Origin of the sequence: Sinorhizobium sp. 7-81, from assembly GCF_030124405.1 — a bacterium.
Lineage (GTDB): Bacteria > Pseudomonadota > Alphaproteobacteria > Rhizobiales > Rhizobiaceae > Sinorhizobium > Sinorhizobium psoraleae.
This window is the reverse complement of record NZ_JASKLT010000001.1, coordinates 1,262,145-1,284,741: the sequence shown is the minus strand read 5'-3', so window position 1 is coordinate 1,284,741 and position 22,597 is coordinate 1,262,145. Positions and strand designations below refer to the sequence as shown.

Sequence of the window (22,597 nt, the reverse complement as noted above, 5' to 3'; positions counted from 1 at the left end):
GCTATTTCCGCTGCCCGCGGACCTGCTTGGCGATCCGGTCGAGAACCGCGTTGACGAGCTTGGGCTCCTCGTCCTCGAAGAAAGCCTTGGCGATCTCGACATACTCGGTGACGATCACCGGAACCGGAACGTCCTTACGCTCGAGCATCTCGAAGGTGCCGGCGCGCAGGATCGCGCGCACCGTGGAATCGAGCCTCGACAGTGCCCAGTCATCCTGAAGGGCGGCGCCGATCAGCGGGTCAAGCATACGCTGGTCGCGCACGACACCCGAAACGATCGAACGAAACCACGAGGCGTCCGCCTTCAGGTAGGTCTCGCCGTCCAGTTCCTGACCCAGCCGATGCGCTTCGTATTCGGCGACGATCTCCAGCACACCGGTGCCGCCGATATCCATCTGATAAAGCGCCTGGACGGCTGCGAGGCGCGCGGCACCCCGCTGGTTGACCTGCTTCAGCGGCTGATCCGAGGGAGTCTTCGTCACTTTTCTACGCCCAGTTTCTTCTTCAGTTCGATCATGGTCAGCGCCGCGCGCGCGGCGAAACCACCCTTGTCGCCTTCCGACCGGCGGGCGCGCGCCCATGCCTGGTCATCGTTCTCGACGGTCAGAATACCGTTGCCGAGCGCAAGTCTTTCGCTGACGGCGAGGTCCATAAGGGCGCGCGAGGATTCGTTCGCGACGATGTCGAAATGGTAGGTCTCGCCGCGGATAACCATGCCGAGCGCGACGAAACCGTCATATTCGGTGCCGCCCTCATCGGCGCCGTCAAGCGCCATGGCGATCGCCGCGGGAATTTCCAAAGCCCCCGGGACCGTCACAATATCATAAGTCGCGCCGGCTGCATCGAGCGCGTGCTTCGCACCGTCAAGCAATGCGTCGGCCATATCATCATAGAAGCGCGCTTCCACAATCAGAATGTGGGCGGACTTGGTCTTCGCCATGGATCACCTGTCTTGAAAACTTGGGGCCGGACTGACCGGCGCAGGCGGCGGTCAAACCATGCCGGACGCGGATTGGCAAGCAAATTCCGCCAGCCGGAGGCCATTTGCCGCGCCGATGTCCGTCACAGTGCAAGTTCCCCGCCCGGATGCGACAAGGATGCTGTCGAACCCGACGCCGTTGTGGCCGGGTGCGGACCTGCTAAAAACACAGGTCAGCAGAGCGGTATTTGCTTGCAACAGCTCTCATTGCGCCTAAACCTTAGGTGCAGTAGCGTCGGTTCTGCAAGGCGGAGCTGTCCCCGGTTTATCCGACCGTGGCAACGGCGACGTCGGGATGGGCGTCGCGAAGATTGGGAGGAACGCGATGACGGAAGCGCAAAAGCCGATCGTCAACATTAAGAAGCTCGAACTCGAGCATTGGCAGCAGGGCTCGTTCTTCGAGTCGAGCGACGTTTCCTTCGGCGCTCTTCTCGGCCTCATGGATCTCGGCGTCGGCTACGGCGAGGTGCCGCCCGGCAAATCCGGCTGCCCGTTTCACAACCATCATGTGGAGGAGGAGCTGTTTGTCATCCTGGAGGGTGAAGGAACATACCGCTTCGGCAACGAACGCTACAAGGTCGGCCCAGGCGACGTGCTCGGCGCACCCGCCGGTGGGCCTGAAACCGCGCATCATCTGATCAATACAGGAACGACGCCGCTCAAATATCTCTCCATCTCGACAATGGCCGCCACGGAGATCTGCGAATATCCCGATTCCGGCAAGTTCCTGGCAAAGACGCGGCGACCGGGCTCGCCAAAGGCTTCATTCCGGTTCATCGGTCGCCGCGCATCCGCAACCGACTACTGGGATGGCGAACCGGGCACCTGATTTTTACTCCCCAACAAGAACAATCTGGATCGGAAAATGCACAGCGTTCCCACCATCGAAACCAAACGACTTCTGCTACGCCCCTACCGGCGCGACGACTTTCCCGCCTACACCGCTCTGTTCGCCGACGAGGAGGTTACGCGCTTCATTGGCGGCGTCCCCTATTCGCGCGAGCAGTCCTGGACACGCTTCCTGCGCCAGGTCGGCATGTGGCACTATTTCGGCTTCGGCTTCTTTGCGATCCAGGACAAGGAAACCCGGGCTTTCATCGGCGAAGCCGGCTTCCACGACGCGCATCGGACAATCACGCCCTCGCTCGAAGGCACAATGGAAATGGGCTGGGCGCTTTCCCCCAGAACCCATGGCCGGGGCCTGGCGACGGAAGCCGTGACCGCCGCCCTTGCCTGGGCCGACCGACAATTTCCGGCCTTGAGGAAGACCTGCATCATCGACATTGGCAACCAGGCATCAATCCGCGTCGCGGCCAAGCACGGCTTTACCGAATTCTGGCGCACTACCTATCACGGCAATCATGTCATCCTGTTCGAACGGCACCAGAAGTCCGCGGCATAGGCGGCGTTTGCGCTGCCCCACGAACATGAACAAATTTTAATTATTTTACAGATGGTTACGCCTTTGAAAGGGCCAGATTCCGGCCCAATTTGTCACTGTTGAAACGACGTAACTCCCGGTCGCGCGACGGGACCGCCGCCTCAACCAGTCGAAACAATCCAGTGCTTTTCGCTGCGGGTGACCTCGCCCGCAAAGGATCGGTGCTGGCCATCCCGGGGCAGCTCGGCTCGTCGAACGCGCGCCGCAGCCCCGCGGGAATCAAAGGAGCATGACAATGAACCGCTTTGCGAAAATTTCCGTCATCGCCACCCTCTCCGCCTTGAGTTTCAGCGGCATCTCCCACGCAGCCGGCGTCGAAATGAACTGGCCGAGGGAGATCGACGAGACAGTTCGGAACTTCAGGGGCGATAACTTCAGGATCGTCGATGCGGACACGCTGAACCGTATGAACGAGACCCGCGCCCGGATCGACGCGGAAACGCCGCAGCAACTGGCAGACCTCCATGCCGCCGTCGGTGCCAACAGGGCGCTCGCCGCTAAGCTGAAGGCACGCGATGTCGAGATGGACAACATCGCAGGCGCAGCGCAGGCATCCGACGGTAGTCTCACGCTCTATGTGCGTTGAAACCTTACCCTAACAACTGCGTCCGCCCCCGCTTGTCGGGGGCGGATCCATTTCTGCTGTCGTTATTCCGCCTTGGGTACGGGAAACTCTGCGAGCCGCGCGGCATAACGCGCCATCGTATCGACCTCGAAGTTGACGAGATCGCCAGCGCGCCGATCGCCCCAGGTGGTGACTTCGAGCGAATGACGGATCAGGAGCACGTCGAACTCGGCGCCATCCACCTTGTTGACCGTCAGCGAGGTTCCGTCGAGGGCAACCGAACCCTTGGGCGCCACGAACCTGGCAAGATGTTCCGGCGCGCGGAGCCGGAAGCGGACCGCATCGCCTTCCGGCTCGACGGAAAGGACTTCCGCTCTGTCATCCACATGGCCGGACACGAGATGACCGCCGAGCTCGTCGCCGATCTTCAGGGAACGCTCCAGATTGATGCGCGTGCCCTTTTGCCACCAGGCGATCGTCGTGAGCCTGAGCGCCTCTTCCCATGCCTCGACTTCGAACCACCGTGCATTGCTCCCTGCCTCCGGCAGCGCGGTGACCGTCAGGCATACTCCTGAATGGGCAATCGAAGCGCCGAGGTCGATCGTCTTCGGGTCGTAATTGGTGGCAATGCGGAGCTTGATGCCTTCCTTCAGTGGCGTGACCGCTTCAACGGTGCCGATATCGGTAACAATCCCTGTGAACATCAGATGTCTCTCTCGTAATCCTCGAAGATATCGTCGCCATAGCGCGCCGTCCGTCGAAGCGTGAATCCGGTCGGAATGGACTCCCGCTCAAATGGGGATCGGATGCCACCTTTGCCAATGGTGATCGGACCAGTGAAAAGCAGTATCCGATCAACAAAGTTGGCTTCAAGAAACGCCCGAGCCGTGCGCGCACCACCCTCCACCAGCAGCGAGGAGATGCCGCGCGAGGCGAGCGCCGTCAAAAGATCGGGGATATTGTCGGTGTTCAGCACTTCGACGCCAGCGGCTTCGAGCGCTGCGCGGCGGCTGTCGACGCCCGAATCCTGCCTTGCGTCTGCCACAGCGATCACTGGAACATCTTGCGCCGAACCGACGAGTTTCGAGCCGACCGGCAGATCGAGACGGCGGTCGAGAACGATGCGAACCGGAGACCGGTCCTCCAATCCCGGCAAGCGCACGGTCAACTCCGGATCATCCGCTGTCGCCGTGCCAATGCCGACCAATATCGCGTCCGTCTCTGCGCGAAGCACCTGTACCTGCGCACGAGAAATCGGCCCGGTTATCCGAACCTGGCCCTCTCCCGCGCGGCCGATCATTCCATCCTGGGAAACCGCAAGCTTCAGAGTCACATACGGTCGTTTGCTGCGCTGACGCGTCAGATAGGCGTCAAGCGCCCGTTCGCCGTCGCGATGGAGCGTACCGATGTCAACGGCGATGCCGGCGTCGCGCAGCATGACCACGCCGCGTCCGGCAACACGCTCGTCCGGGTCGAGGATCGAAATGACGACGCGGGCGACACCGGAGGCAATCAAGGCATCGGCGCAGGGGGGCGTCTTGCCGTGATGCGAACAGGGCTCGAGCGTGACATAGGCGGTTGCTCCCCTCGCCCTTTCTCCGGCTTCGGCAAGCGCCTGCGTCTCGGCATGCGGGCGTCCCCCAGGCGCCGTTACGGCCCGCCCTACGATCGTTCCGTCCTTGACGATGATGCAGGCGACTGACGGATTCGTCGATGTCAGGCCGAGATTGTGCCGGGCGAGGCGCAGCCCCGCCGCCATGAACCTCTCGTCCTCGCGGGTCGGCGCCGTCATGCTTCGCTCCGCTTGGGCCTATTCGCCGGGATCGCGCGCGATCTTGGCGCTGATCTCAGCGATGACTTTTTCGAAATCTTCCGCGTGCGAGAAATCGCGATAGACCGATGCGTAGCGAACGAAGGCGACATCGTCGAGACTCTTCAGGGCCTCGAGCACCTGGAGGCCGATTTCTTCTGAAGGGATTTCCGTTTCGCCGGAGCTTTCGAGCCGGCGGACGATGCCCGACACCGCCCGCTCGATGCGATCGCGATCGACCGGACGCTTACGCAACGCGATCTCGAACGAACGCAGCAACTTGTCCCGGTCGAAAGGCACCTTCCGACCGGTTTTCTTGATGATCATCAGCTCACGCAGCTGCACCCGCTCGAAGGTCGTGAAGCGGCCGCCACAATCCGGGCAGATGCGGCGACGACGAATGGCATTCCCGTCCTCTGCCGGACGGGAATCCTTCACCTGGCTGTCTTCGGAACCGCAATAGGGGCAGCGCATGCAGCCGTCCGATCACATGTAGCTGTACATCGGGAACCGATCGGTGAGCTTGATCACCTTCTCGCGAACGCCCGCTTCGACGGCAGCATTGCCTTCGTCGGAATTGGCGACCTTGAGGCCGTCAAGCACCTCGACGATCAATTCGCCGATTTCCTTGAATTCCGCCTCCTTGAAGCCGCGAGTCGTGCCAGCCGGTGCACCGAGGCGGACGCCCGAGGTGACGAAAGGCTTTTCCGGATCGAAGGGAATGCCGTTCTTGTTGCAGGTGATATAGGCGCGGCCAAGAGCGGCCTCGGCTCGTTTGCCGGTGGCGTTCTTCTTGCGCAGGTCGACGAGCATCAGGTGATTGTCCGTACCGCCCGAAACGATATCGAGGCCGTTCGCCTTCAGCGTTTCGGCGAGAGTACGGGCATTCTTGACGATCTGGGCCGTATATTCCTTGAAGGAGGGCTGCAGCGCTTCGCCGAACGCGACGGCCTTGGCCGCGATCACGTGCATCAGCGGGCCGCCCTGGAGACCTGGGAAGACGGCGGAATTGATCTTCTTCGCGATCTCCTCGTCGTTCGTCAGCACCATGCCGCCGCGCGGACCGCGCAGCGATTTGTGCGTCGTCGTCGTCGCGACGTGGCAATGCGGGAACGGAGAGGGATGCTGACCGCCGGCAACCAGACCGGCGATATGGGCCATGTCGACCATCAGCCAGGCGCCGACTTCATCGGCGATCTCGCGGAAGCGCTTCCAGTCCCAGATGCGCGAATAGGCGGTGCCGCCGGCGATGATGAGCTTCGGCTTGTGCTTGCGGGCCTTCTCGGCGACATCGTCCATGTCGAGCAGGTGATCGTCCGCGCGCACCCCGTAGGAAATGACGTTGAACCACTTGCCGGACATGTTCACCGGCGAGCCGTGGGTCAGGTGACCACCGGAATTGAGGTCAAGGCCCATGAAGGTGTCGCCCGGCTGCAGCAGCGCCAGGAAAACCGCCTGGTTCATCTGCGAGCCGGAGTTCGGCTGGACGTTGGCAAAGTTGACGCCGAAGAGCTTCTTGGCGCGTTCGATCGCCAGTTCTTCGGCGATGTCGACGAACTGGCAGCCGCCGTAGTAGCGCTTGCCCGGATAGCCCTCGGCATATTTGTTCGTCATGATCGAGCCTTGGGCTTCGAGGACTGCCCGCGAAACGATGTTCTCGGAGGCGATCAGCTCGATCTCGTGGCGCTGGCGCCCCAGCTCCTTCTCAATCGCACCGAAGATCTCCGGATCGCTTTCCGCGAGAGAGCGTGTGAAGAAGGCGTCATTGGTTTGTGCAAGCATCGGCTCGAGGCTCCTCTCAAAGGTGGTCGTTCTTTAGCTTCCTCGCACGCGGAGAGCAATATCCGCTGTGCGGTTTGCGCCATTTCCACGATCCGCCGCGCCGAAGAACCAAGCGCGGATGCCAAGAAAAAAGCCGCGCTCCGTTCGGATGCGCGGCCTTGATCGGTGAAATCGGGAGTTTGCTTATTGCGGCAAGGCGTCCTGTTCGATGGAGCCCGCCGGCTGTTCGATTCCCGTCGTGGTCTGGAGCGCGAGTTCGGCGGCACCGTCGCGCTGATAAATGTCGTCGCGGAACTGAACGACACGGTCCTTTGCCGACCAGGCGGTGACATAGGTGAAGTAAACAGGGACCTCTTCCGCAAGCTTGATCGGCGTGTTGACGCCCGACTTGATCGTCGCTTCCATCTGCTGACGGGACCACCCCGGCGTTTCCTTCAGCAGCCAGGTCGAGAGGTCGCGCACGTTCTGGACGCGCACGCAGCCCGATGATTCGAAACGCATCAGCTTGTTGAACAGGCCCTGCTGCGGCGTGTCGTGCATGTAAACTGCATGCTCATTGTGGAAGTTGATCTTCGTCGAGGACATCGCGTTGATCTTGCCGGGGTCCTGCCGGAACATCAGGTTCGGCGCCTTCTCGGCGTTCCAGTCCACCGTCTCTGGCGAAACCTCATTGCCGCTGCCGTCGAAGAGACGGATCGCATTGCGCTCGAGATAGGTCGGATCCTTGCGCATCAGCGGCATGATGTCCTTCTGGACGATCGAGCGCGGTGCGGTCCAGTACGGATTGAGGATGACCTCATAGATCTTCGAATTCAGGATCGGCGACTGGCGGTCGATCTTGCCGACGATTGCCGTGTGGCGCAGCACGACGCGGCCGTTCTCAACCGCCTCGATGTAGGCGGCTGGAATGTTGACCATCACATAGCGGCGACCGAGATCGCCGGACATAGACTGGAGGCGGACAAGATTGGTTTCAAGTTGGCCCAGGCGTGTCGTGGCGTCGACGTTCAGCGCCTTCAGCGTATATTCGCCGATGACGCCATCGGCCGGCAGGCCGTGGCGCGCCTGGAAGCGCTTGACCGCTCCGTCGACGTAGGAATCGAAGGACGAAGAAATGCCCGCCGAGCGCGGCAGGTCGCCGGAAACCATCAGGCGCTGGCGCAGCTGCTGAACGGAAGGATCGGTGACGCCCAGTTCCAGCTTCACCGAGGTCGTGACCATCGGCCAGCCGCCGGAGGCGACGATCTGCTGGTAATCGTAGATCGCCTGCTGGAGATGGCCGATCGTTTCGGGTCCGAAGACCGGCGTATTGGAAAGAACCGCCGTCGCCGTACGCGACGCCTTGGCATCGAACTGATCGTCCCAGGAGCCACGGCGCGGTGAATTGATGATCTCGTTCAGAGCATCCTGGGCGCTCGCGGCACCGGCCCATGCAGCAGCACTGAGCGTTGCGGCCGAACGCAGAAATGCACGGCGCGAGAAAGCATCAATTCCGTTCTTTTTCGACATAGTCCCTACCACCTCAATGCGCCGATGGGCGCGCTGCCCTAGCCCTAGAGCGCCTAGCGTCTTATCAGACGCTTTAAGGACGCTGTAGCACTTTGAACTGCTGCATGTTTTCGTCCTTGAACCGGCTACGATTCAAGGAAGCATGCAGTAGCACAAACGTGGTTAACAAAGGTTAACCCCCGTGCCACCCCGCTCTCACGTCGCTTCACGTAAGTGCGAGCGAAGCATCTAACCGGCAGGCGGAACGCGAAACGAATCCCCGTCGTAAATGCGAGAGCACACCTGCAGCAACAAAGCGTCGCTCCCACAGCAATATGGCCAATTCGTGTCTCGCGATTTTCATACGATCGTCGACCGCGGCCAACTCGCGTCTAATGGCAGTGTTTTCGGCGGTAGCCGGGAAGCCAGAATGCAGCAAAGGTCGGACACGCAGGGATTGCGCCCGACCCTTGAACTGGAGGCTGCTATCCGATCAGAGGCGGTAGAGGATCTGATCGTTCCAGAAGCGATCGAGACGCTGCAGGAGCTTGTTCATCTGGGTGAATTCGTCGGAGCCAATGCCGCCGACCTTCTGGATCGAGCCGATGTGACGCTCGTAGAGCTTGGCGACCGTTTCGGCGATTTCCTGGCCTTCTTCGGTCAGGCTGATGCGGACCGAGCGGCGATCGACGCGGGAGCGCTGGTGGTTGATGAGACCGAGATCGACCAGCTTCTTGACGTTGTAGGAAACGTTCGAGCCGAGATAATAGCCACGCGAGCGGAGCTCTCCGGCGGTCAGTTCGGAGTTGCCGATGTTGAAGAGCAACAGCGCCTGGACGGCGTTGACGTCGCTGCGGCCCTGACGGTCGAACTCGTCCTTGATGACATCGAGCAGACGGCGATGCAGACGCTCGACCAGGTGAAGGGATTCCATGTAGAGACCACGGATGGTTTCTTCCTGCGGGTCTCGGGGCGCAACTGCCTGCGGCTTCATTTTCGTGTTCATTTGACTGCCTCACTGTTTTGTTTGGCGGTGTCTGTTTGTCTTCCCGCCTTGAGTGAGACCCTATCGAATACGTATAAAATTCTACTTAAACCGCAGCCTTAACATGAACTTACCATCGAGCGAGCCTGTCTCAGGGTGAATCAACCCTTACCTTCCTTGCCTGGCGCAGCCGCTGATAGAAGAGCGCGGCACGGAAGAGAACGAAAGTCACGGCGACAGCCCCGTGCAGCACGAAAAGCAGCGGCCGCGCGCCGAAGATGCCGGGGTAGAACTCGTGCACGGCGATCTCGATCGCCGCGGCGACGACCCAGACGACGGGTCCCCAGGAGACCAGAAGCCAGAGACCGATCGCGGCGACGGGATAGACGACGGCGAGCGCCGTCGCCGCGGCGCGCCACTCCGGCGGCAAGAGATCGAAACGGCCAGCGCCGCCATGGGAAAAGCCGATGAGCATCGCCCAATAGTTCAACGCGAACCAGAAGCAGGACGCGGAAACAAGGCGCAGGAACCAGCCGAAGAGCACTTCGGTCAGCGACGGCTTCGGCACATGAGCAGAATCGTGAAGCATGCGCGGCAACATAGGCTGGGCGCCGGTAATCCACCAGCACGAACGGCGGAAAAGCCGAGAAACGCGCGCGAGGCACGGGAAGAAATGCCGCAGCGGAGTGCTCTGAAACGCGGTTTTCAACCCATGGAGGCGCATGATAAACCGCTTGTCCGATAAGCGTGGAAGAAGGAAGCGGCGCGATGAACGACAAGACGAATCTTGTGGACAGGATAACCGGACACCGCCGCATGCGCCGAAACCGCAAGGCGGACTGGACGCGGCGGCTGGTGCAGGAGAACCGCTTGACCGTCGACGACCTGATCTGGCCGATCTTCATCGTGCCCGGCAGCGGCATCGTCCAACCGATCGACGCAATGCCAGGCGTGAACCGCATGAGCGTCGACAAGGCAGTCGAGGCGGTGAAAGAAGCGGCCGACCTCGGTATCCCGGCGATCGCCACATTTCCGAATATCGACATGGCGCTACGCGACGAGACCGGCTCCAACAGCCTCGCCGCCGACAACCTGATCAACGAGGCGACACGGGCGATCAAGAGGGCGGTGCCAAACATCGGCGTCATCACCGACGTCGCGCTCGATCCCTTCACCAGCCACGGCCATGACGGCATCCTGCGCGACGGCGAGATCGTCAACGACGAGACGGTTGCGGCAGTCGCGAGGGCAGCGGTGATCCAGGCCGATGCCGGCTCGGACATCATTGCCCCGTCCGAAATGATGGACGGGCGCATCGGCGCGATCCGGGAGGCGCTCGACGCCGCCGGCCACCAGAATGTCGGCATCATGTCCTATGCGACGAAATTCGCCTCAGCCTTCTACGGCCCCTACCGCGAGGCGATCGGCACCGGCGGCCTGCTCAAGGGCGACAAGAAGACCTACTACATCGATCCCGCCAACGGTAGCGAGGCAATCCGCGACGCGGCGCTCGACGTCGAGGAAGGTGCCGATATGCTCATGGTCAAGCCCGGCCTTCCCTATCTCGACATCTGCTGGCGCATGAAGGAGGCCTTCGGGCTGCCGGTTTTCGCCTATCAGGTTTCCGGCGAGTATTCGCAAGTGAAGGCGGCCGCGGCCAATGGCTGGATCGACGGCGAACGGGTCATGCTGGAAACGCTGCTTGCCTTCAAGCGGGCGGGCTGTGACGGGATACTGAGCTATTTCGCCGTCGACGTGGCGCGCATCCTGGCAAAAGGCTGAGTGGCAGACCGTGTTCAGCCACGCATTGTTTTGTCGAAATTCATTCCCCATATCTGAGCGGGAACAAAGTGAGGCACGCGCATGAGCATGCACAACGAACAATTGAGACTCCCCAGCGATGACTGGCGCGCCTACCAGGGTGTGCTGTCGCGGCGAGTCTTTGCCTTCATCATCGACTATGTGATCATCGCCCTGCTCTGGATTCCGGCGGCAGTCGTCGTGTTTTTCCTGGGCATTCTCACGCTCGGCCTCGGCTTCCTTCTCTATCCCGTGCTCTTTGCGCTTGTGGCGATGCTCTATTTCGGGCTGACCGTCGGCGGCCGGGATCAGGCCTCTCCGGGTATGAGAATCATGGGCGTGGCGATCGCCCGCACAGACGGACGGCCGCTGGATTTTCTGACGGCGATCGTCCATCTCGTGATCTTCTGGATCGCCAACGCCCTCTTGACGCCGCTCATCCTCCTCATTGGACTTTTCACCGACCGCGGCCGGCTCTTGCACGACCTTCTGATCGGTACCGTCACGGTTCGCAGCGACGCGTATTAATCCCTGCGGGCCATCTCCGCGTTTGCGGGCGGCAAGCGTCAATTCCGTAAGGAATGCCTAAACGAGTGAGTTGACGTTTTCCATTCTTAGGCCATGCTATTGTGATGAGTAACTGCACGAAGAGTGGCCCCCACGTTCGATGAACACGCAGACCGCACCGTCTCCACAATTCTACCTGACTGCGCCGGCACCCTGCCCGTACTTGCCGAACGAGATGGAGCGAAAGGTCTTCACCCACATGGTGGGCGAACGGGCCCCTGAACTGAACGATCTGCTGACGCAGGGCGGCTTCCGCCGCTCCCAGAACATCGCCTACCGACCGGCCTGTGAAACCTGCCGCGCCTGCGTCTCGGTGCGCATCCTTGCAAACGAGTTTGCGCCAACGCGGTCGATGCGGCGCGTGCTCGCCGCCAATCGGGACGTTATTTCGACCGAATACCCCGCCGAACCCTCGAGCGAACAATACAACCTCTTCCGCCGCTATCTGGACCGTCGACACCAGAAGGGCGGCATGTCCGACATGTCGGTGCTCGACTACGCCATGATGGTCGAGGACACCCATGTGCATACAAAGATCATCGAATACCGCTTGCGGACTGAGGGCGACGGCATCAACGAAAAGGCCAAGGGACCGTTGATCGCCACAGCGCTAACCGACCGAATGAGCGACGGGCTGTCGATGGTCTACTCCTTCTTCGATCCGGCCCTCTCCGAGCGCTCGCTCGGCACCTTCATGATACTCGATCATATTCGCCGGGCGAAGGAACGCGGCCTGCCCCACGTCTATCTGGGCTACTGGGTCAAAGGATCGCGCAAAATGGGGTATAAAACAAAGTTTTTGCCGCAGGAGCACCTTATGGCTCGTGGGTGGGAGCGCTATGCTGGTGACGACGCATCCACCGAAACGGACTGAGAATTGACCCCTTCCCCTGACGCCGCCCGGCACCGGCGCGGCCTTGCCATCACCGGCCTCGGCGGCCTCGCCCTCTCCTTCGACATTCCGCTCATCCGTTCGGCGAACGGCGAGGTCTGGTCGATTCTCGCCGTACGCAGTGTTTCGACCTTCCTCGTCGCCCTTGCCGCCTGGTTCGTGCTCAATCGGGTGCTCGGTCGCCGCGTTGCCTTGATCCCCGGGAAGGCGGGCCTGATCGCCGGTCTTTTCTATGGCATCAACTCCTTCACCTTCCTGCTCGCAGTGTTCAACACATCGACGGCGAACGTCGTCTTCGTGCTGGCCTTCACGTCGATGTTCGCGGCAATCCTCTCCTGGGTCTTCCTGAAGGAACGGCCCTCGAATGCCACGCTGTTGACCATGGCGATCATGGTTTTCGGGGTCGGGGTGATCGTGCAGGACGGGCTCGAAAGTGGACATCTCTTCGGCGACGCGATGGCCGCGTGCTCGGCTTTGCTGCTGGCGAGCGCAATCACCATCAGCCGCAAGAGCGGTCGGGACATGGCGCTGGTGCCGCTGACGACCGCGATCTTCCCGGCCATCGCCGCCTTCGCGCTTCTGCCGTCGAGCGGCATCTCGATCGCGGAACCCGGCTACATTCTGTTCAACGGCCTAATCATGATCCCCCTCGCCTTCTTCTGCCTGGCGACAGGCCCGCGCTATCTTTCCGCGCCGGAGGTCGGCATGTTCTATCTGCTGGAGACAATTCTCGCTCCGATCTGGGTATGGATCGTCTTTTCGGAAACGCCGACGACGCAGACGCTCGTTGGAGGAGCCATCCTCATCCTTGCCTTGATCGGTCATTCGTTCTGGCAGATGCGTCACAAGACGATGAAAGCGCAGACGCCTTGTCCGGAGCTGGGATAAGCGCCGGTTAGAGTAATTCCAGGAAAAGTGTAGAACGGTTTTCCGTCCAGTCACTGCCTCTCGACGGGTCCGGCTTCGTGCGAAGAATCCTGCATCTGCGAGCGCCCGTCCAGAGTTCGCGGTTGGTATTGATCCACTTTGCAGCAATCTCGAGAGGCGCCGGGTTGGCGGTGACCATTTCACCGCCTTCGCCCCGTTGCCGAACGATCAGCCCGGCGCTTTCCATGATGGCAAGATGCTTTGAAAGCGCATCCCCGTCGACACCGAGGGCAGCAGCGATCTCCGCGACACGTGTCGCGCCCGCAAACAGGACCTCGAATATACGGCGACGCATCGGATCGGCGATAGCCAGCAAGGTTTCGTCAAGAGCAGAGGCCATGACATTCACCCCTCTGGAGAGGACCATTGAACTACGAGGGCGATCGCACCAGCGACACCTTCCGCTGCATGTTTCCTTAAAATCGAAGCCGATTTAAGGGCAAAACATACAGCAATTCAAATTGCTACAGCGACCTTTCTACGCCCGGGGGGCGCACGGCGCTGTAGATCAGCCGCTGAACTTGCCGCTTCGCGGGAAGCCCTTCGGCACGTTCCGACCTGTGGCAGCGCGGTCGCCAAGCCACTCGATCAGTTCGTCCTTCATCTTGGTAAAGACGCGACCGGCGCTGTCTTCCCAGGCCAGGCCGTCCGCCATTGTAAAGCACCTGATGTCGGAAATACCGCCGTCCTTGTAGCGCTGCAGCCGGACGCCCTTGCCACGCGCCATTTCGGGGATCTGCTCCAATGGGAAGACAAGCATCTTGCGGTTTTCGCCGACGACGGCAACATGATCGCCCTTGACGGGAACAACGAGCTTCGCCTCGTCGGGCATTCCGACGTTCATCACCTGTTTTCCCTTGCGGGTATTGGCGACAATATCGCTTTCGGTAACGACGAAGCCGTTTCCTGCTGCGGACGACATGATGAGCTTACGTGCCGGATCATGAACGAGGGCCGTCAGCACGTCCTGGTCATTCTCCATGTCGACCATGATGCGCAGCGGCTCGCCATGGCCGCGCCCGCCCGGCAGCTTGTCGCCGCCAAGCGTGTAGACCTTGCCGCCGGTCGTGAAGACCAGGATCTTGTCCGTCGTCTGCGCCGGGAACGCCACTTTCAGCGCGTCACCCTCCTTGAACTGGAGCGACGACGTGTCGGAGATGTGTCCCTTCAGGGCGCGGATCCAGCCTTTTTCCGAGATAACGACGGTGATCGGTTCCTTTTCGATCATCGCCTGCTGGATGGCCTCTACATCGGCCTCCGGCGCATCGGCGAAAGTGCTGCGGCGCTTGCCAAGTTCGGTCGCCTTGGCGAATTTCTTCTTGACCTCGCCGATTTCCCAGGCAACGGCCTGCCACTGCTTCTCATCCGAGGCGAGCAGCGCCTCGATCTCGGCCTTTTCCTTCGACAGCGCATCGAATTCGGTACGGATCTCAAACTCCTCAAGCTTGCGCAAGGAGCGCAGGCGCATGTTGAGGATTGATTCGGCCTGCAGATCAGTGAGCGTGAAGCGCTCGATCATCACCGCCTTCGGCTCGTCCTCCTCGCGGATGATACGGATCACCTCGTCGATGTTGAGATAGGCAATGAGATAGCCGCCCAGGATCTCCAGCCGGCGATCGATCGTGGCGAGCCGGTGGCGCGAGCGGCGCTGCAGCACATCGCGGCGATGGGCCAGCCACTCGCTCAAGACCTCGTTCAGCGCCATGACACGCGGCACGCGGCCCATGGAGAGCACGTTCATGTTGAGCGGGATGCGATTTTCGAGCTCGGTCAGCTTGAACAGTGATTCCATCAGGATGCCGGCGTCGACCGAGCGGCTCTTCGGCACGAGGACGATGCGTACGTCTTCCGCCGATTCGTCGCGAACATCCTCGAGCAGCGGCAGCTTGCGGGCGAGGAGCAGCTCGGCGATCTTCTCGATCAGGCGCGATTTCTGAACCTGATAGGGAATCTCCGTAACGACGATCTGATAGCCGCCGCGGCCAAGATCCTCCGAAACCCAGCGCGCGCGGACGCGGAAACCGCCGCGGCCCGTCCGGTAGGATTCGATCATGCTTGCCCGGCTTTCGACGATTACGCCGCCTGTGGGCAGGTCCGGCCCCTCGATGCCCCCCTTCTGGGGATTGGCGGGATCGTACAGCAGGTCCTCCACCGTCGCATCCGGATGGCGGATGAGATAGAGGGCCGCGTCGCAAAGTTCATGTGCGTTGTGCGGCGGAATGGAGGTGGCCATGCCGACGGCGATACCGGAGGCGCCGTTTGCGAGAAGATTGGGAAATGCGCCGGGAAGGACGACCGGCTCCTGGTCCTCCTCGTTGTAGGTCGGGCGGAAATCGACGGCGTCCTGATCGATGCCTTCGAGAAGAAGGGCCGCAACTTCCGTCATCTTCGCTTCGGTGTAGCGATAGGCGGCGGCATTGTCGCCGTCGATGTTGCCGAAATTGCCTTGCCCATCGACGACCGGGTAACGCTGCGAGAAGTCCTGCGCCAGACGCACCAGCGCGTCATAGACGGACTGGTCGCCATGCGGATGGAACTTACCGATGACATCCCCGACGATGCGGGCGCATTTCTTGAACGAGGAATTGGGTCTCAGCCCCATCTCGCTCATCGCGTGAATGATCCGGCGGTGGACGGGCTTCAGGCCGTCGCGGACATCCGGTAGCGCGCGATGCATGATGGTTGAAAGGGCATAGGCGAGATAACGCTCTTCCAGCGCCGCTTTAAGATCAACCGGCTGAATGTTGTCGTCCCCGCCCGACGGCGGCAAAAGGCTTTGTCCCATGCCCTCTTGCTACCGCAACCAGCCGCCAACGGCAAGAATTTCAGGGCATCGCGCTGTGGAGAACGCGCTTATGAGGCGAGTCGTGCAAACGAGAACAAATGCCGGTAAGTTTCCGGAAAGCATGATCCGCGGGGAACACCTGCCATCCAACCCGACGAATATAAATTTGCTCTGTTTCGTATTAGCTTCGGGATGCGCTGATTTGGCCGATTTGAAATTGAGGATTCGAGTGAGGGTGTCCGCGTTCGAGACATAGCTGACCGCAAGCGGCAGGCCGACCGTCGCAGGGGTCGTCAGCCTCCGTTCGGGGCGAGCGAGTTGACGGATGCCGCGGAGATCACTCAGATTAGCGATAACCGATCCCAGAAACAGCTTCGCAATCAAACATTTTTAAACAAGGAACTCGACAATGACGCATACGCGCAAGATCCGCCTGATGATGGCGAGCGCAGCCTTTCTCACACTCGCCGGCCCGGCCTTCGCGCTCGATGGCGCCGACATGATGAAGAAGCTTGATGCGGCTCTGTCTACCAACGGCTCCTCGATCCTCTTCGACAAGGCGGACGTGAACGGCGACGTGGTGACGGTGACCGGTGTCAAACTGCAAACGGCTGCAAACCCCGGAGAAACGGTCCTCATCGGCGATGTCACCTTCGAAGGCGTCGAGGAAAACGAGAATGGAGGCTATTACTGCGAAACTGTCACCTTCCCCGATATCAATGTCAGCGCCGAGGGCTCAAGTTTCTCCGCCAAGGACCTTTCGATCGGCGGCCTGTTGATCCCCGGCAATCCGGCCGGCGACACGATCAACGACATCCTGCTTTACGAGACGGCGGGAACAGGTCCGATCGTGGTCAATGTCAAGGGCAAGGACGTCTTCACGGCCGAAAGCACGGAAGCCAATCTGACGCGGCAGGAAAATGATGCCGGCTTCGACTTCGATGCAACGCTCGCCGGGCTTAAAGCCGATCTCTCGGACGTCGACGACGCCAAGGCAAAGGAGGCGATCGAAAAGCTCGGGCTGGCCATGTTGGACGGCGAAGTCACCATGAAGGGCAGTTGGGAACTGCAGAGCGGCAACGTCGCCCTCGATGAATACGCCTTCGACTTCAAGAATGTCGGCCGGCTGAACATTGCCATGGACTTTTCCGGATATACGCTGCAGTTCATGAAGTCGCTGCAGGAAGCGACAAAAGCCATGGAGGCCAACCCGAACAAGGAAGAGGCCAACCAGGCGATGGGACTCGCGATGATGGGTCTGATGCAGCAGCTCACGTTCAACAGCGCCTCGATCCGTTTCGACGATGCTTCGATCACCAAGAAGGCGCTCGACTACGCCGGCAGCCAGCAGGGCGTCAGCGGCGATCAATTGGCACAGTCGCTGAAGGGCCTGGTGCCGATCATGATGGCGCAGCTCAACGTACCGGAACTGCAGAACCAGGTTTCGGCCGCCGTCAACGCCTATCTCGACGGACCGAAGAGTCTGACGATCAGCGCCCAGCCCGAAAAGCCCGTTCCCTTCCCGATGATCATGGGAGCGGCCATGGGCGCGCCGAACACGATTCCTTCGGTCCTGGGGGTGAAAGTGACGGCGAACGACTGAGCGGCAGGACGTTCGCTAACGGGAGTCTCAAATCCTCACGGAGCCCGGCGGTCCACCTCCGGGCTTTTTCTATCCCGTTTGATTAGTGATATGATCCACTGCTTGATGCTCGGAGCCGGTCGCCTATCTAATAGTTGCCGACAATTGCGCATTCCCGACCGATGAAGCGGAAGGAGGACGCTATGGGACTGAAGCATTCGGATATCACCGCCATCCTCGGCCCCGTCGACGAAACGCTAATGGCCGAGCTTCTTGCCACCGGCGCAACAGCGAGCGAACTAGCCGAGGCGATTGCTTGGGTCAACAATGACGAGGCTCTGATCGGCGAAGGCCGTCATCTTCCGGCCGGCCGCGTCGCAGCCTTGATCGACATCCTGACACCTGAAGAAGACGAAGAAGAGTGAAACGACCGACCGGCCCTTGTAGGGAGCGGCGCGCTCCCTGCTGCATGTTTCCCTGAATCGGAGCCGATTTAGGCACAGAAACATGCAGCAACTGAAAGCGCTACAGCGACTTTTTGTGTGTCTGAAAAGAAGCAAGGACGTGGAAGACTTGATGACAACGGTGATCCCGTAGCCTGTTGCGGAGGCAATCGGCGATCTCACAGTTTCCGTGTAGAGGGAGGAGCACATGGCTGCCAAGGAAGTCAAATTCAACACCGATGCCCGCGACCGCATGCTACGCGGCGTCGACATCATGGCCAATGCCGTTCGGGTCACCTTGGGCCCCAAGGGCAGGAACGTGGTCATCGATCGATCCTTTGGAGCGCCGCGCATCACCAAGGATGGTGTGTCGGTCGCCAAGGAAATCGAGCTCGAGGACAAATTCGAGAACATGGGCGCGCAAATGCTGCGCGAAGTGGCTTCGCGCACGAGCGACGTTGCCGGCGATGGCACCACCACCGCCACGGTGCTTGCCCAGGCTATTGTCAAGGAAGGCGCCAAGGCCGTGGCCGCCGGGATGAACCCGATGGATCTGAAGCGTGGCATCGATCTTGCGGTCGAGGCGATCGTCAAGGAACTCAAGACCCACGCCCGAAAAGTTTCAAAGAATGCCGAAATCGCCCAGGTCGGCACGATCTCGGCCAATGGTGATGCCGAGATCGGACGCTATCTTGCCGAGGCGATGGAGAAGGTCGGCAACGAGGGCGTTATCACGGTCGAGGAGGCAAAGACCGCCGAGATCGAGCTCGAAGTCGTAGAAGGAATGCAGTTCGACAGAGGCTATCTCTCTCCCTATTTCATCACCAACCAGGACAAGATGCGGGTCGAGTTCGAGGATGCCTACATCCTGATCCACGAAAAGAAGCTTTCCAATCTGCAGGCTATGATCCCCATCCTGGAATCGGTGATCCAGTCCGGAAAACCGCTCTTGATCATCGCCGAAGACGTGGAGGGTGAGGCCCTGGCGACGCTCGTCGTCAACAAACTGCGCGGCGGCCTGAAGATCGTTGCCGTCAAGGCGCCCGGCTTCGGCGACCGCCGCAAGGCTATGCTGGAAGATATCGCAATCCTCACTGGCGGCACCGTGGTTTCCGAGGATCTCGGCATCAAGCTCGAGAACGTGACGATGGATACGCTCGGGCGGGCAAAGCGGCTGATCGTCGAAAAGGAGACGACGACGATTGTCGACGGCGCCGGGGAGAAGACCGACATCGGCGGGCGCATCAGCCAGATCAAGGCGCAGATCGAGGAAACCACGTCGGACTACGACCGCGAAAAATTGCAGGAGCGGCTTGCCAAGCTGGCCGGCGGCGTCGCGGTCATCCGTGTCGGCGGTTCGACCGAAGTCGAGGTCAAGGAAAAGAAGGACCGCGTCGATGATGCCCTTCATGCAACGCGGGCGGCGGTCGAGGAAGGCACTCTTCCGGGCGGCGGCGTTGCATTGCTGCGCCTCGTGAATACGCTAGACAATATATCGACCGCCAATGACGACCAGCGCGTCGGCGTCGAGATCGTCCGTCGGGCGATCGAGGCTCCCGTGCGTCAGATCGCCGAGAACGCGGGTGCCGAAGGGTCGATCATCGTCGGGAAACTGCGCGAGAAACCGGATTTCGCCTACGGCTGGAACGCTCAGACAGGAGAATTCGGAGACCTCTACGAGATGGGCGTCATCGATCCCGCCAAGGTCGTACGGGCGGCGCTGCAGGATGCGGCGTCCGTAGCCGGCCTGTTGGTGACAACGGAAGCGATGATCGCCGAGAAACCGAAGAAGGAAGCACCGGCACCGATGCCCGGTGCGCCGGGCATGGATTTCTGAGACGCAGCCTTGGCGCTCAGAAGCGCTGGGGCGCAGCCGCGTCCCAGCGCCGTCAGTACCGAGGTGCGACGGCTCCCGACGAAGCGCCTCAATCTCTGCGGTTTATCGGTTGACGCGCCTCAAGCGGGCTCCGTGTCGATACCCGCGTCGACCAGTTCCTTGAAGCCGCCGATGTTGAATACGGCCGTATAGCCCATGTCCTGAAGCGTTTTGCCCGCTAGGGCCGAACGGCCGCCGGATGCACAATGGAGAAGGACCGTCTTGTCCTTTTGGAAGGCGGGGTTGTGATATTGGCTCTCTGGGTCTGCGCGAAATTCCAGCATTCCCCGCGACACGTTCACCGCACCCTTGATCTTGCCAGTTTGCTGGACTTCCGTCGGATCGCGGACGTCCACAATGAGCACATCACCAGAGCGCATCTTCTCGGCGGCCTCGGTGGGAGATAATTTTTGGACTGCGCTATTTGCTTCCGCGAGCAGGTCCTTGACGTTCTTCGCCATCGTCCCCTCCATCCAACACGCTGCGACAGAGCAGCGAACAAAGGAAACGCCTTGAAGGAAATCCTGTCAAGGCGGGCAACGGGACCGTGCAACTGACTGCAGGCAGCTAGTGCAAGCATCAATGGATGTTTGCTCCACCATAGAAAAACCCGGCGATAGAGACCGCCGGGTTATTTTCATGCCTTGAAAACTTCAATCTTTCTTCTGCGGGATCGGACGGATCGCCAGTTCCCGCAGTTGCGCGGGTGTCGCCGGCGACGGCGCGCCCATCAAGAGGTCGACGGCCTGCTGGTTCATCGGGAAGAGCGAGATCTCGCGCAGGTTCTTGGCGCCGACCAGGAGCATGACGATACGGTCGATGCCGAACGCCATACCGCCGTGTGGCGGAGCACCGTACTGGAAGGCACGGTAGAGACCGCCGAACTGCTCCTCGACTTCCTGCTGGGATTTGCCCGTTAACTCGAAGGCCTTGACCATCAGTTCCGGCAATTGGTTACGGATCGATCCGGACGCAATCTCGAAGCCGTTGCAGACCATGTCGTACTGGTAGGCCTTGATGGAGAGCGGATCGTCGCCGTTCAATGCCTCCAGACCACCCTGCGGCATCGAGAAGGGGTTGTGAGCGAAATCGATCTTCTTCTCTTCTTCCAGCCATTCGTAGAACGGGAAGTCGACAATCCAGCACAGCTCGAAGCGGTCGCGGTCGACGAGGTTCAGTTCCTCGCCGGCCCTCGTCCGCGCTTCGCCGGCAAACTTGTAGAACTTGGCCGGCTCGCCGGCGACGAAGAAGCAGGCATCGCCATCCTCGAGACCAAGCTGCGTCCGGATCGCCTCGGTGCGTTCTTCGCCGATGTTCTTGGCGAGCGGGCCGGCGCCTTCGAGCTTTTCACCCTCCTTGCGCCAGAAGATATATCCGAGGCCCGGCTGGCCCTGGCTCTGGGCCCAGGCGTTCATGCGGTCGCAGAAGGCCCTCGAACCACCGGTCTTGGCGGGGATCGCCCAGACCTCGACCCGCGGGTTGGACGCGATCATGTTGGCGAAGACCTTGAAGCCCGAACCGGCGAAGTGCTCGGTCACGCTCTGCATCTCGATCGGGTTTCTGAGGTCCGGCTTGTCGGAACCATACTTGCGGATCGCCGTGTCATAAGGAATGCGCGGGAACTTGTCCGTCACTGGCTTGCCGCCGGCGAAATCCGTGAAGATGGCTCGGATCATCGGCTCCATCGTGTCCCATACGTCTTCCTGCTCGACGAAGCTCATTTCGAGATCGAGCTGGTAGAACTCGCCCGGCAGCCGGTCGGCGCGCGGATCCTCGTCGCGGAAGCAGGGAGCGATCTGGAAATAACGGTCGAAGCCTGCGACCATCAGAAGCTGCTTGTATTGCTGCGGCGCCTGCGGCAGCGCGTAAAAGTTCCCCGGATGAATGCGGCTCGGCACCAGGAAGTCACGCGCGCCTTCCGGCGACGACGCCGTCAGGATCGGTGTCGTATATTCGGTGAAGCCAATCTCGCTCATGCCCCGGCGCATGGCCGAAATGATCTCGGTGCGCTTGACGATGTTGCGATGCAGCGTCTCGCGGCGGAGATCCAGGAAGCGGTATTTCAGGCGCACATCTTCCGGATAATCCGGCTCGCCGAAGACCGGCAGCGGCAGTTCCTTTGCCGCCGACAGGACTTCGATCTCGCGGGCGTAGAGTTCGATCTCACCGGTCGGCATGTTCTTGTTGACGGTTTCGTCGGTGCGGGCCTTCACCGTTCCGTCGATGCGGATAACCCATTCACCGCGCACGGTTTCGGCCGTCTTGAAGGCTGGAGAATCCGGATCGGCGACGACCTGGGTCATGCCATAGTGATCGCGCAGGTCGATGAACAGCACGCCGCCATGATCGCGGACGCGGTGAACCCAGCCGGAGAGGCGAACGGTGGAGCCGACATCCGACTTGCGGAGAGCGGCACAGGTGTGGCTGCGGTAACGGTGCATCGTCTAATCCTGGAATTGCAGAAAACCACGCAGGCTCGCTTACGGCGCGCGGCATGGTCAAAATCGGGCGGAAAAGCGCATGATGCGCCGGTTTTGTCAAGGCCGCGACGTGTGTTGCGGCGACAAGAGTCATGAACGGACGCTTCCCTATTGCAGTGAGCTTTGCGAGCGATGTGGCGCAAAAAGAAGGCAAAAGGCCACAAATTGCTACTGTCCCTGGCTGCAAACCGCCGCT

At 60.8% G+C, this 22,597-nt stretch carries 23 protein-coding genes; 10 read left to right on the top strand and 13 right to left on the bottom strand.

The window, feature by feature from the left end; translation table 11 throughout:
• Nucleotide 1 precedes the first annotated feature (1 nt).
• Together nusB and ribH are read right to left on the bottom strand one after the other, a co-directional pair.
• On the bottom strand, nt 2-481 hold the full coding sequence (gene nusB / locus QN224_RS06165; protein WP_173510315.1) for a transcription antitermination factor NusB: 480 nt from the start codon (nt 479-481) through the stop codon (nt 2-4).
• Nucleotides 478-939, bottom strand: a complete 462-nt coding sequence (gene ribH / locus QN224_RS06160) for a 6,7-dimethyl-8-ribityllumazine synthase (protein WP_283975935.1) — start codon at nt 937-939, stop codon at nt 478-480. Before ribH ends, nusB begins: the two co-directional genes overlap by 4 nt.
• A gap of 364 nt (nt 940-1,303) precedes the next feature.
• Here ribH and QN224_RS06155 point away from each other — a divergent pair, with 364 nt between their 5' ends.
• From QN224_RS06155 to QN224_RS06145, 3 genes are all read left to right on the top strand, one after another.
• Complete coding sequence (locus QN224_RS06155; protein WP_283975934.1) at nt 1,304-1,807, top strand: cupin domain-containing protein; 504 nt, start codon at nt 1,304-1,306, stop codon at nt 1,805-1,807.
• 36 nt (nt 1,808-1,843) lie between these two features.
• A complete protein-coding gene (locus QN224_RS06150) occupies nt 1,844-2,380 on the top strand; it encodes a GNAT family N-acetyltransferase (protein ID WP_173510318.1) in 537 nt (178 codons plus the stop codon).
• A 274-nt stretch (nt 2,381-2,654) separates the two neighbouring features.
• Nucleotides 2,655-3,005: a hypothetical protein gene (locus QN224_RS06145; RefSeq protein WP_283975933.1), complete on the top strand. Its 351-nt coding sequence runs from the start codon at nt 2,655-2,657 to the stop codon at nt 3,003-3,005.
• 62 nt (nt 3,006-3,067) lie between these two features.
• On the opposite strand, the gene QN224_RS06140 is transcribed toward QN224_RS06145, so the two are convergent.
• The 7 genes from QN224_RS06140 to QN224_RS06110 all read right to left on the bottom strand — a co-directional run bounded on the left by QN224_RS06140 (nt 3,068) and on the right by QN224_RS06110 (nt 9,638).
• Nucleotides 3,068-3,688, bottom strand: a complete 621-nt coding sequence (locus QN224_RS06140) for a riboflavin synthase (RefSeq protein WP_283975932.1) — start codon at nt 3,686-3,688, stop codon at nt 3,068-3,070.
• Entirely contained in the window at nt 3,688-4,776 is a 1,089-nt protein-coding gene (gene ribD, locus QN224_RS06135) for a bifunctional diaminohydroxyphosphoribosylaminopyrimidine deaminase/5-amino-6-(5-phosphoribosylamino)uracil reductase RibD (RefSeq protein ID WP_283975931.1), read from the bottom strand. The genes QN224_RS06140 and ribD overlap by 1 nt, the downstream gene beginning before the upstream one ends.
• An 18-nt stretch (nt 4,777-4,794) precedes the next feature.
• Nucleotides 4,795-5,268 carry a transcriptional regulator NrdR gene (gene nrdR / locus QN224_RS06130; RefSeq protein WP_003529310.1) on the bottom strand — a complete coding sequence of 158 codons (474 nt, stop codon included), beginning with the start codon at nt 5,266-5,268 and terminating at the stop codon, nt 4,795-4,797.
• Between the two features lie 12 nt (nt 5,269-5,280).
• Nucleotides 5,281-6,576 carry a serine hydroxymethyltransferase gene (gene glyA, locus QN224_RS06125; protein WP_173510322.1) on the bottom strand — a complete coding sequence of 432 codons (1,296 nt, stop codon included), beginning with the start codon at nt 6,574-6,576 and terminating at the stop codon, nt 5,281-5,283.
• Between the two features lie 183 nt (nt 6,577-6,759).
• Nucleotides 6,760-8,085, bottom strand: coding sequence for a murein L,D-transpeptidase (locus QN224_RS06120; protein ID WP_283975930.1), 1,326 nt, complete (start codon nt 8,083-8,085; stop codon nt 6,760-6,762).
• Nucleotides 8,086-8,557: 472 nt separating this feature from the next.
• Nucleotides 8,558-9,070 carry a transcriptional regulator LdtR gene (locus tag QN224_RS06115; RefSeq protein WP_136504221.1) on the bottom strand — a complete coding sequence of 171 codons (513 nt, stop codon included), beginning with the start codon at nt 9,068-9,070 and terminating at the stop codon, nt 8,558-8,560.
• Nucleotides 9,071-9,200: 130 nt separating this feature from the next.
• Nucleotides 9,201-9,638: a DUF6163 family protein gene (locus QN224_RS06110; RefSeq protein WP_283975929.1), complete on the bottom strand. Its 438-nt coding sequence runs from the start codon at nt 9,636-9,638 to the stop codon at nt 9,201-9,203.
• Between the two features lie 179 nt (nt 9,639-9,817).
• Here QN224_RS06110 and hemB point away from each other — a divergent pair, with 179 nt between their 5' ends.
• From hemB to QN224_RS06090, 4 genes are all read left to right on the top strand, one after another.
• Complete coding sequence (gene hemB, locus QN224_RS06105; protein ID WP_283975928.1) at nt 9,818-10,831, top strand: porphobilinogen synthase; 1,014 nt, start codon at nt 9,818-9,820, stop codon at nt 10,829-10,831.
• Between the two features lie 81 nt (nt 10,832-10,912).
• A complete protein-coding gene (locus QN224_RS06100; protein WP_173510326.1) occupies nt 10,913-11,377 on the top strand; it encodes an RDD family protein in 465 nt (154 codons plus the stop codon).
• 139 nt (nt 11,378-11,516) lie between these two features.
• A complete protein-coding gene (locus tag QN224_RS06095) occupies nt 11,517-12,290 on the top strand; it encodes an arginyltransferase (protein ID WP_173510327.1) in 774 nt (257 codons plus the stop codon).
• Between the two features lie 3 nt (nt 12,291-12,293).
• Nucleotides 12,294-13,196: a DMT family transporter gene (locus QN224_RS06090; protein ID WP_283975927.1), complete on the top strand. Its 903-nt coding sequence runs from the start codon at nt 12,294-12,296 to the stop codon at nt 13,194-13,196.
• Nucleotides 13,197-13,203: 7 nt separating this feature from the next.
• Here QN224_RS06090 and QN224_RS06085 read toward each other — a convergent pair whose 3' ends face one another.
• Both QN224_RS06085 and parC read right to left on the bottom strand, forming a co-directional pair.
• Nucleotides 13,204-13,575, bottom strand: a complete 372-nt coding sequence (locus QN224_RS06085) for a metalloregulator ArsR/SmtB family transcription factor (protein ID WP_283975926.1) — start codon at nt 13,573-13,575, stop codon at nt 13,204-13,206.
• A 168-nt stretch (nt 13,576-13,743) separates the two neighbouring features.
• Nucleotides 13,744-16,020 carry a DNA topoisomerase IV subunit A gene (gene parC / locus QN224_RS06080; RefSeq protein WP_283975925.1) on the bottom strand — a complete coding sequence of 759 codons (2,277 nt, stop codon included), beginning with the start codon at nt 16,018-16,020 and terminating at the stop codon, nt 13,744-13,746.
• A 409-nt stretch (nt 16,021-16,429) separates the two neighbouring features.
• Between parC and QN224_RS06075 the strand changes: the two genes are divergently transcribed.
• The 3 genes from QN224_RS06075 to groL all read left to right on the top strand — a co-directional run bounded on the left by QN224_RS06075 (nt 16,430) and on the right by groL (nt 19,882).
• Nucleotides 16,430-17,623 carry a hypothetical protein gene (locus QN224_RS06075; protein ID WP_283975924.1) on the top strand — a complete coding sequence of 398 codons (1,194 nt, stop codon included), beginning with the start codon at nt 16,430-16,432 and terminating at the stop codon, nt 17,621-17,623.
• A 182-nt stretch (nt 17,624-17,805) separates the two neighbouring features.
• A complete protein-coding gene (locus QN224_RS06070) occupies nt 17,806-18,027 on the top strand; it encodes a hypothetical protein (protein WP_173510332.1) in 222 nt (73 codons plus the stop codon).
• 226 nt (nt 18,028-18,253) lie between these two features.
• A complete protein-coding gene (gene groL, locus QN224_RS06065; RefSeq protein ID WP_283975923.1) occupies nt 18,254-19,882 on the top strand; it encodes a chaperonin GroEL in 1,629 nt (542 codons plus the stop codon).
• A gap of 119 nt (nt 19,883-20,001) precedes the next feature.
• On the opposite strand, the gene QN224_RS06060 is transcribed toward groL, so the two are convergent.
• Both QN224_RS06060 and aspS read right to left on the bottom strand, forming a co-directional pair.
• Nucleotides 20,002-20,382 (bottom strand): rhodanese-like domain-containing protein, encoded by a 381-nt coding sequence (locus QN224_RS06060; RefSeq protein WP_269276765.1) that lies wholly within the window; start codon nt 20,380-20,382, stop codon nt 20,002-20,004.
• A gap of 192 nt (nt 20,383-20,574) precedes the next feature.
• A complete protein-coding gene (aspS, locus tag QN224_RS06055) occupies nt 20,575-22,362 on the bottom strand; it encodes an aspartate--tRNA ligase (protein WP_283975922.1) in 1,788 nt (595 codons plus the stop codon).
• Nucleotides 22,363-22,597 lie beyond the last annotated feature (235 nt).

Coding starts and splice junctions, on each gene's coding strand:
- QN224_RS06085 (WP_283975926.1), bottom strand. CDS start 13,575: ATGGCCTCTGCTCTTGACGAAACCTTGCTGGCTATCGCCGATCCGATG.
- QN224_RS06070 (WP_173510332.1), top strand. CDS start 17,806: ATGGGACTGAAGCATTCGGATATCACCGCCATCCTCGGCCCCGTCGAC.
- QN224_RS06060 (WP_269276765.1), bottom strand. CDS start 20,382: ATGGCGAAGAACGTCAAGGACCTGCTCGCGGAAGCAAATAGCGCAGTC.
- QN224_RS06120 (WP_283975930.1), bottom strand. CDS start 8,085: ATGTCGAAAAAGAACGGAATTGATGCTTTCTCGCGCCGTGCATTTCTG.
- parC (WP_283975925.1), bottom strand. CDS start 16,020: ATGGGACAAAGCCTTTTGCCGCCGTCGGGCGGGGACGACAACATTCAG.
- nrdR (WP_003529310.1), bottom strand. CDS start 5,268: ATGCGCTGCCCCTATTGCGGTTCCGAAGACAGCCAGGTGAAGGATTCC.
- groL (WP_283975923.1), top strand. CDS start 18,254: ATGGCTGCCAAGGAAGTCAAATTCAACACCGATGCCCGCGACCGCATG.
- QN224_RS06140 (WP_283975932.1), bottom strand. CDS start 3,688: ATGTTCACAGGGATTGTTACCGATATCGGCACCGTTGAAGCGGTCACG.
- hemB (WP_283975928.1), top strand. CDS start 9,818: ATGAACGACAAGACGAATCTTGTGGACAGGATAACCGGACACCGCCGC.
- glyA (WP_173510322.1), bottom strand. CDS start 6,576: ATGCTTGCACAAACCAATGACGCCTTCTTCACACGCTCTCTCGCGGAA.
- ribD (WP_283975931.1), bottom strand. CDS start 4,776: ATGACGGCGCCGACCCGCGAGGACGAGAGGTTCATGGCGGCGGGGCTG.
- QN224_RS06150 (WP_173510318.1), top strand. CDS start 1,844: ATGCACAGCGTTCCCACCATCGAAACCAAACGACTTCTGCTACGCCCC.
- QN224_RS06110 (WP_283975929.1), bottom strand. CDS start 9,638: ATGCTTCACGATTCTGCTCATGTGCCGAAGCCGTCGCTGACCGAAGTG.
- QN224_RS06115 (WP_136504221.1), bottom strand. CDS start 9,070: ATGAACACGAAAATGAAGCCGCAGGCAGTTGCGCCCCGAGACCCGCAG.
- QN224_RS06100 (WP_173510326.1), top strand. CDS start 10,913: ATGAGCATGCACAACGAACAATTGAGACTCCCCAGCGATGACTGGCGC.
- aspS (WP_283975922.1), bottom strand. CDS start 22,362: ATGCACCGTTACCGCAGCCACACCTGTGCCGCTCTCCGCAAGTCGGAT.
- QN224_RS06095 (WP_173510327.1), top strand. CDS start 11,517: ATGAACACGCAGACCGCACCGTCTCCACAATTCTACCTGACTGCGCCG.
- QN224_RS06145 (WP_283975933.1), top strand. CDS start 2,655: ATGAACCGCTTTGCGAAAATTTCCGTCATCGCCACCCTCTCCGCCTTG.
- QN224_RS06155 (WP_283975934.1), top strand. CDS start 1,304: ATGACGGAAGCGCAAAAGCCGATCGTCAACATTAAGAAGCTCGAACTC.
- QN224_RS06075 (WP_283975924.1), top strand. CDS start 16,430: ATGACGCATACGCGCAAGATCCGCCTGATGATGGCGAGCGCAGCCTTT.
- ribH (WP_283975935.1), bottom strand. CDS start 939: ATGGCGAAGACCAAGTCCGCCCACATTCTGATTGTGGAAGCGCGCTTC.